General features: G+C 69.3%; 5 protein-coding genes. 1 reads left to right on the forward strand and 4 read right to left on the reverse strand.

The annotated features are described in order from the left end of the window. Positions 1-11 precede the first annotated feature (11 nt). Both pyk and ACO1BR_RS00955 read right to left on the reverse strand, forming a co-directional pair. The gene (pyk, locus tag ACO1BR_RS00950; protein WP_426793081.1) at positions 12-1,448 is read right to left on the reverse strand and encodes a pyruvate kinase; all 1,437 of its coding nucleotides are present in this window, start codon (positions 1,446-1,448) and stop codon (positions 12-14) included. A 145-nt stretch (positions 1,449-1,593) separates the two neighbouring features. Further along, positions 1,594-2,292, reverse strand: a complete 699-nt coding sequence (locus tag ACO1BR_RS00955; RefSeq protein ID WP_426793082.1) for an SIMPL domain-containing protein — start codon at positions 2,290-2,292, stop codon at positions 1,594-1,596. Positions 2,293-2,483: 191 nt separating this feature from the next. Between ACO1BR_RS00955 and ACO1BR_RS00960 the strand changes: the two genes are divergently transcribed. Continuing rightward, positions 2,484-4,292, forward strand: a complete 1,809-nt coding sequence (locus ACO1BR_RS00960) for a bifunctional metallophosphatase/5'-nucleotidase (RefSeq protein ID WP_426793083.1) — start codon at positions 2,484-2,486, stop codon at positions 4,290-4,292. A gap of 81 nt (positions 4,293-4,373) precedes the next feature. Here the strand turns inward: ACO1BR_RS00960 and ACO1BR_RS00965 are convergent, their stop codons facing one another. Together ACO1BR_RS00965 and ACO1BR_RS00970 are read right to left on the reverse strand one after the other, a co-directional pair. Further along, complete coding sequence (locus ACO1BR_RS00965; protein WP_426793084.1) at positions 4,374-5,822, reverse strand: lysine N(6)-hydroxylase/L-ornithine N(5)-oxygenase family protein; 1,449 nt, start codon at positions 5,820-5,822, stop codon at positions 4,374-4,376. Further along, positions 5,819-7,231, reverse strand: a complete 1,413-nt coding sequence (locus ACO1BR_RS00970) for a pyridoxal phosphate-dependent decarboxylase family protein (RefSeq protein WP_426793085.1) — start codon at positions 7,229-7,231, stop codon at positions 5,819-5,821. Before ACO1BR_RS00970 ends, ACO1BR_RS00965 begins: the two co-directional genes overlap by 4 nt. Positions 7,232-7,408 lie beyond the last annotated feature (177 nt).

Below are 7,408 nucleotides of genomic sequence, written 5' to 3' on the forward strand. Positions count from 1 at the left end.
CGGGAGGGGTGTTACTTGGGCGAGTCGTCCTCGCCGATGTGGTGGACGCGGACGAGGTTCGTGGAGCCGGGGACTCCGGGGGGCGAGCCGGCGGTGATGATGACGGTGTCGCCCTTCTGGCAGCGGCCGATCTTGAGGAGCTGCTCGTCGACCTGCGCGACCATCTCGTCGGTGGAGTTGACGGTCGGGCCGAGGAAGGTCTCCACGCCCCAGCTGACGTTGAGCTGGGAGCGGGTGGCCGGGTCGGGGGTGAAGGCGAGGAGCGGGATGGGCGAGCGGTAGCGGGAGAGCCGGCGGACGGTGTCGCCGGACTGGGTGAAGGCGACGAGGAACTTGGCGCCGAGGAAGTCGCCCATGTCGGCGGCGGCGCGGGCGACGGCACCGCCCTGGGTGCGGGGCTTGCTCTGTTCGGTGAGCGGCGGGAGGCCCTTGGCGAGGAGGTCCTCCTCGGCGGCTTCGACGATGCGGCTCATGGTGCGGACGGTTTCGGTGGGGTATTTGCCGACGCTGGTCTCGCCGGAGAGCATCACGGCGTCCGTGCCGTCGATGACGGCGTTGGCGACGTCGGAGGCTTCGGCGCGGGTGGGCCGGGAGTTGTCGATCATCGAGTCGAGCATCTGGGTGGCGACGATGACCGGTTTGGCGTTGCGCTTGGCGAGTTTGATGGCGCGCTTTTGGACGATCGGGACGGTTTCCAGGGGCATTTCGACGCCGAGGTCGCCGCGGGCGACCATGATGCCGTCGAAGGCGGCGACGATGTCGTCGATGTTCTCGACGGCCTGGGGCTTTTCGACCTTGGCGATGACGGGGCGGAACTGGCCTTCCTCGCGCATGATGCGGTGGACGTCTTCGATGTCGCGGCCGCTGCGGACGAAGGAGAGGGCGATGATGTCGGCGCCGTAGCGCAGTGCCCAGCGGAGGTCGTCCTGGTCTTTTTCGGAGAGGGCGGGGACGGAGACGGCGACGCCGGGGAGGTTGAGTCCCTTGTGGTCGGAGACCATGCCGCCTTCGATGACCTTGGTGTGGACGCGGGGTCCTTGGACGGTGGTGACTTCGAGGGTGACCTTGCCGTCGTCGACGAGGATGCGTTCGCCGGGGGTGACGTCGGCGGCGAGGCCGTTGTAGGTGGTGCCGCAGAGGTGGCGGTCGCCTTCGACGGAGGGTTCGACGGTGATGGTGAACTCGTCGTCGCGTTCGAGAAGTACGGGGCCTTCGCGGAATCGGCCGAGACGGATCTTCGGGCCTTGAAGGTCGGCGAGGATGCCGACGCTGCGACGGGTTTCTTCGGATGCTTTGCGGACCCGGTCGAATCGTGCTTCGTGGTCGGCGTAGATGCCGTGGCTGAGGTTGAAGCGGGCGATGTCCATTCCGGCGTCGACGAGGGCTTTGATCTGCTCGTACGAGTCGGTGGCGGGTCCCAGTGTGCAGACGATCTTTGCTCGGCGCATGTTTCGACTCTATGACTTACCCGGCGGTAGGGAACTGTGGAGAAGTGACTGCTCAACGAGCGCTTGGTGAAAGGCTGTTGACAAGTAATGGAATGCGCGGGACGCCGCTCTGATGAGCGGAATTTCGCCCGCGCGCGGTGTGGTCTCAGAGTGCGGGACGGGTCATGGTGAAGCGTGCGTTGACGTGGGCGTAGACGGTTTGGCGCTGGGGTTCCAGGTCGAGGGCGGGGGCGGATTCCTGGACGGCGCCGCCGCCGTAGCCGGCGAAGGCGCGCATACCGGGGGCCGGCATCGCGGCGGTGTTCTCGGCTCCGGCGTCGGCGACCTCCAGGACGGCGTCGAGCCGGGCGCCGAGGGCTTCGGCGTATTCGCGGGCGCGCTGGACGGCTTCGCGGACGGCCTGGGTGCGGGCGGCGCGGTGGGCGGGTGAGTCGGGGCGCAGGGCCCACCAGGGGCCGTCGACGCGGGTGAGTTCGAGGTCGGCGAGGCGGGTGGTGAGTTCGCCGAGGGCGGTGAAGTCGTTGAGGGTGGCGGTGAGGGTGACGCGTCCGTGGTAGGCGCGGATGCGTTCGTGGCGGCCTTTGTCGGTGAGCTGGGGGGTGAGGGTGAAGCTGCCGGTTTCGAGTTTTTCGACGGCGTCGCCGTAGCTCTTGATGAGGGTGAGGGCGTGTTCGTTGCGGCGGGTGAGGTCGGCGAGGGCGGTTTTGCGGTCGGTGCCGCGGGCGCTGACGGTGACGGTGATGCGGGCGGTTTCGGGGTCGACTTCGAGGCGGGCTTCGCCGCGGACGGCGAGGCGGGGGGCGTCGGGGGTGCCGTAGGGCAGGGGCGGGGTGGGCTGGGTCATGGTGTCAGCTTGCCAGCCGGTGCCGGTCTTCCGGCCAACTGGTCACTGGGGAGTCACCTGTTCGCAATGTTGTGGGGCTGTTGCGTTGGGGGTGGTTGGGGCCACAATCTACGCGCGAATCTACGCGCGTTGTTCCTGAGCGGCGTGCCACTGGGCGTATTGGGACCATTTGACCTCTTGGGGGAATCGATATGTCGTTCAACCGCAGGAAGTTCCTGGGGCGTTCGGCCGCGGCCGGTGCGGGGGTGGCGCTCACGGGGGCACTGCCGCAGGCCGCGCAGGCGCAGGAGCCGGAGCGGCGGTCGGGGCGCGGGCGGGGCAAGCGGGTCCCGATCCGGGTGCTGGGCACGACGGATGTGCACGGGCATGTTTTCAACTGGGACTATTTCACCGACAAGGAGTATGACGACGCGGCGCACAACGATGTCGGGCTGGCGAAGATCTCGACGCTGGTGGAGCAGGCCCGCAAGGAGGCGGGGCGGCATCGTACGCTGCTGATCGACGCGGGTGACATCATTCAGGGCACTCAGCTGTCGTACTACTACGCGCGGGTCGATCCGATCACCGCGCCGCACGGTCCGAAGCATCCGATGGCGCTGGCGATGAACAGGATGAGGTACGACGCGGCGGCGCTCGGCAATCATGAGTTCAATTACGGAATTCCGGTGCTGCGGAAGTTCCAGGAGCAGTGTGATTTCCCGTTGCTGGCGGCGAACGCGCTGGATGCGCGGACGTTGAAGCCGGCGTTTCCGCCGTATGTCGTGAAGCGGATCAAGGTGCCGGGTCACCGGGATATCCGGGTGGGCATTCTGGGGTTGACGAATCCTGGTATCGCGGTGTGGGACAAGGCCAATGTGCAGGGGAAGATGACGTTCCCGGGGCTGGTCGAGCAGGCGAAGGTGTACGTGCCGAAGCTGCGCTCGCTCGGCTGTGACGTGGTGGTCTGTACGGATCATTCGGGTCTGGACGGTTCGACGTCGTACGGGGATGCGCTGCCGTATCCGGAGAACGCGTCGTCGCTGGTGGCCGAGCAGGTGCCGGGTATCGACGCGATTCTGGTGGGTCATACGCACAAGGAGGTGGCGTCCCGGACGGTGGTGAACAAGGAGACGGGGCGCAGTGTGGTGCTGTCCGAGCCGCTGATGTGGGGGATGCGGCTGAGTGTCTTCGATTTCGAGGTGGAGTTGCGCCGGGGCCGCTGGGAGGTGGTGTCGGTCACGGCGGAGGTGCGCAACGCCAACACGGCGGCGGAGGATCCGGAGATCGCGCGGCTGGTGCGGCGTGAGCACCAGACGGTGGTGAAGTATGTGAACCAGGTGGTCGGGACGTGCAAGGCGGCGATGTCGGCGACCGAGGCTCCGTACAAGGACACGCCGATCATCGACTTCATCAATTTCGTGCAGGTGGACACGGTGAAGGCGGCGCTGGCCGGTACGAAGTACGCCTCGCTGCCGGTGCTGTCGCAGGCGGCGTGCTTCTCGCGGTCGGCGGCGATTCCGGCGGGGCAGGTGTCGCTGCGTGACGTGGCGGGGCTGTACGTGTACGAGAACACGTTGGATGCACGGCTGATGACGGGTGCGCAGCTGCGGGACTATCTGGAGTTCTCGGCGCGGTATTTCGTGCAGACGGCTCCGGGTGCGCCGGTGGATCCGAAGAAGCTGACGAACGCGGACAACACGCCTGACTTCAACTACGACGTGGTCGGTGGGCTCGCGTATGACATCGACATCGCGAAGCCGGCGGGTTCGCGGATCACGAACCTGCGGTATCAGGGCAAGCCGTTGGACGACAAGGCGCAGTTCGTGCTGGCGGTGAACAACTACCGGGCGAACGGCGGTGGTGGTTTCCCGCATGTGGCGAAGGCGACGTCGGTGTGGTCGAACTCGGAGGAGATCCGGAACACGATCATCGCGTGGGTGAAGGCGAAGAAGGTCATCGATCCGGCGGTGTTCGCTTCGGTGGGCTGGCGGCTGACGCGGGCCGGGAAGCCGGTGTTCTGAGGCCGGTGGATCTCGTCGGTTGCGGGTGTGCCGCCCCTCTCCCCTGTCCGGTGTCGGGCGGGGTGGGAGGGGCGGTGGCGTTCAGTGGCGGGGGACGAGGGTGGAGCTCTGGCGGGGGACGGTGGGGGTGGTGCGGTGTGGTGTGGGGTGGGCGAGGCCGAAGGTGGTGAAGGCGGTGCGGCTGGGGAGGGGGTAGGCGGTGCTGCTGGTGAGGGAGTTGAGGATGGTGGCGCTGCGCCAGGCGGCGAGGCCGAGGTCGGGGGTGCCGACGCCGTGGGTGTGGGTTTCGGCGTTCTGGACGTAGATGTGGCAGCCGGTGGCGGTGATGGAGGGGTCGAGGACGAGGCGGTGGTGTTCGTCGATGCGGGGGCGTTCGGAGGCGTCGCGGCGGAGGTAGGGGTCGAGGGCGGCGAGGAGGGTGTCGAGGCGGCGTTCGCGGTAGCCGGTGGCGAGGACGACGGCGTCGGTGGTGAGGCGGGAGCGGCTGCCTTGCTGGGTGTGTTCGAGGTGGAGTTCGACTTTGGTGGTGCCGACGCGTCCCGCGGTGCGGACGCGGACGCCGGGGGTGAGGGTGGTGGTGGGCCAGCCGCCGTCGAGGGTGCGGCGGTAGAGCTCGTCGTGGATGGCGGCGAGGGTGTCGTGGTCGATGCCTTTGTGGAGCTGCCATTGGGCGGGGAGGAGCTCGTCGCGGACGCGTTCGGGGAGGGCGTGGAAGTAGCGGGTGTAGTCGGGGGTGAAGTGTTCGAGGCCGAGTTTGCTGTATTCCATGGGCGCGAACGCGGGGGTGCGGGCGAGCCAGTGGAGGTTCTCGCGGCCGGCGGGGCGGGCGCGGAGCTGGTCGAGGAAGATTTCGGCGCCTGACTGGCCGGCGCCGATGACGGTGAGGTGTTCGGCGGCGAGCAGTCGTTCGCGGTGGTCGAGGTAGTCGGCGGAGTGGATGACGGGGACGGCGGGGGCCTCGGTGAGGGGACGGAGGGGGATGGGGATGTGGGGGGCGGTGCCGATGCCGAGGACGAGGTTGCGGGCGTAGCTGCGGCCGAGGGCTTCGGCTTCTCCTTCGGCGCCGAGTTGGGTGAAGTCGACTTCGAACAGGCTGCGTTCGTGGTTCCAGCGGACGGCGTCGATCTGGTGGCCGAAGTGGAGGGTGGGGAGGTTTTCGCTGACCCAGCGGCAGTAGGCGTCGTATTCGGCGCGGTGGATGTGGAAGCGCTCGGCGAAATAGAAGGGGAAGAGGCGTTCACGGGTTTTGAGGTAGTTGAGGAAGCTCCAGGGGCTGGCGGGGTCGGCGAGGGTGACGAGGTCGGCGAGGAAGGGGACTTGGAGGGTGGCGCCGTCGATGAGGAGGCCGGGGTGCCAGTGGAAGGCGGGGTGCAGGTCGTAGAAGGCGGTGCGCAGGTGGGTGAGGGGGTGGGCGAGGGCGGCGAGGGAGAGGTTGAAGGGGCCGATGCCGATGCCGGCGAGGTCGAGGGGTTCGTCGGGGCCGTGGGTGCCGGTGCCTGGTTCGGGTTCGGTGTGCGGTGGGGTGTTCATCGGGGGGTGTGGCCTTCCACGAGTTTGAGGAGGGTGGTGAGGTCTCCGGGTTGGGTGTGGGGATTGAGGAGGGTGGCCTTGAGCCAGAGGCCGGTGGGGGTGGTGGCTCGGCCGAGGACGGCGTGTCCTTCGGTGAGGAGGGAGCGGCGGATGGCGGCGAGGGTGGTGTCGTCGGCGTCGGTGGGGCGGAAGAGGACGGTGGTGAGGGTGGGGCGGGAGTGGAGTTCGTAGTGGGGGTGGGCGTCGATGAGGTCGGCGAGGGTGCGGGCGGCGGCGAGGGTGCGGTCGACGAGGTCGCCGAGGCCCTGGCGGCCGAGGGCTTTGAGGGTGACGGCGATCTTGAGGATGTCGGGGCGGCGGGTGGTGCGCAGGGAGCGGCCGAGGAGGTCGGGGAGGCCGGCTTCGGTGTCGTCGTCGGCGTTGAGGTAGTCGGCCTGGTGGCCCAGGGGGGCGAGGGTGGTGGGGCCGGGGACGGCGAGGAGGCCGGCGGCGACCGGCTGCCAGCCGAGTTTGTGCAGGTCGAGGGTGACGGTGTGGGCGCGGGCGAGGCCGTTGAGGGCGGTGTGGTGGGTGTCGCTGAAGAGGAGCGGGCCGCCGTAGGAGGCGTCGATGTGGAGGCGGGCGCCGTGTCGGTCGGCGAGGTCGGCGAGGGCCGGGAGGGGGTCGATGGCGCCGGTGTCGGTGGTGCCTGCGGTTGCGGTGAGCAGGACGGGCCCGGTGCGGGCGGCGAGTTCGGCGAGGCAGGTGTGGACGGTGGCGGGGTCGAGGGTGCCGTCGGGGGTGGGGAGGGTGACCGGTTCGGGGAGGCCGAGGAGCCAGGCGGCGCGGTGGATGCTGTGGTGGGCGTTGGCGCCGCAGACGATCTGCAGGGGGCCGGTGGTGTGCGGGGGGTGGGGGGCCTCGCGGGCGAGGAGGATGCCGAGTTGGTTGGATTCGGTGCCGCCGGTGGTGATCAGGGCGTCGGGTTCGGCGGCCTGGGGGTAGACGAGGGCGGCGAGTTCGCGGCTGGTGAGGGCTTCCAGTGCGGAGGCGGCGGGGGCCTGGTCCCAGGAGTCCATGGAGGGGTTGAGGGCGCCGGCGGCGAGGTCGGCGGCGGTGGCCACGGCCAGCGGAGGGCAGTGCAGGTGGGCGGCGCAGTGGGGGTCGGCGGGGTCGGCGGCGCCGGCGGCGAGGGTGTGGACGAGGGTGCGCAGGGCGGCGTGCGGGCCGGTGCCGTGTTCGGGGAGGAGGGGCAGGCAGGTGTCGCGTACGGTGCGGGCGACGGTGTCGGGGCCGCCGGGCGGGAGGGGGCCGGAGCGGTCCTGGGCGCCGGTGGTGAGGGCGTCGAGGACGGTGTCAAGGAGGGGGCGGAGCGCGCGGGGGCCGTTGGTGCCGCCTGCGAGGGCGGTGCCGGCAGGGGCAACTGGCATCAAGAGGCTCTTCTTCAGGGGGAGTTGGGCGCGACGGGGCACAGACCTTAGGCCGACCTAAGTTACTGTCCCGGTACGGCGGGTATCCACCGGTTGCCCTGGGATCACCCATTCGGGGGATGGTTGTCCCGCATGTGTTCGGGTGCCGCCGGCTGCCGGTCCGGCGGCACCCCTGTG

This window comes from Streptomyces sp. YGL11-2, from assembly GCF_050054615.1.
Lineage (GTDB): Bacteria > Actinomycetota > Actinomycetes > Streptomycetales > Streptomycetaceae > Streptomyces.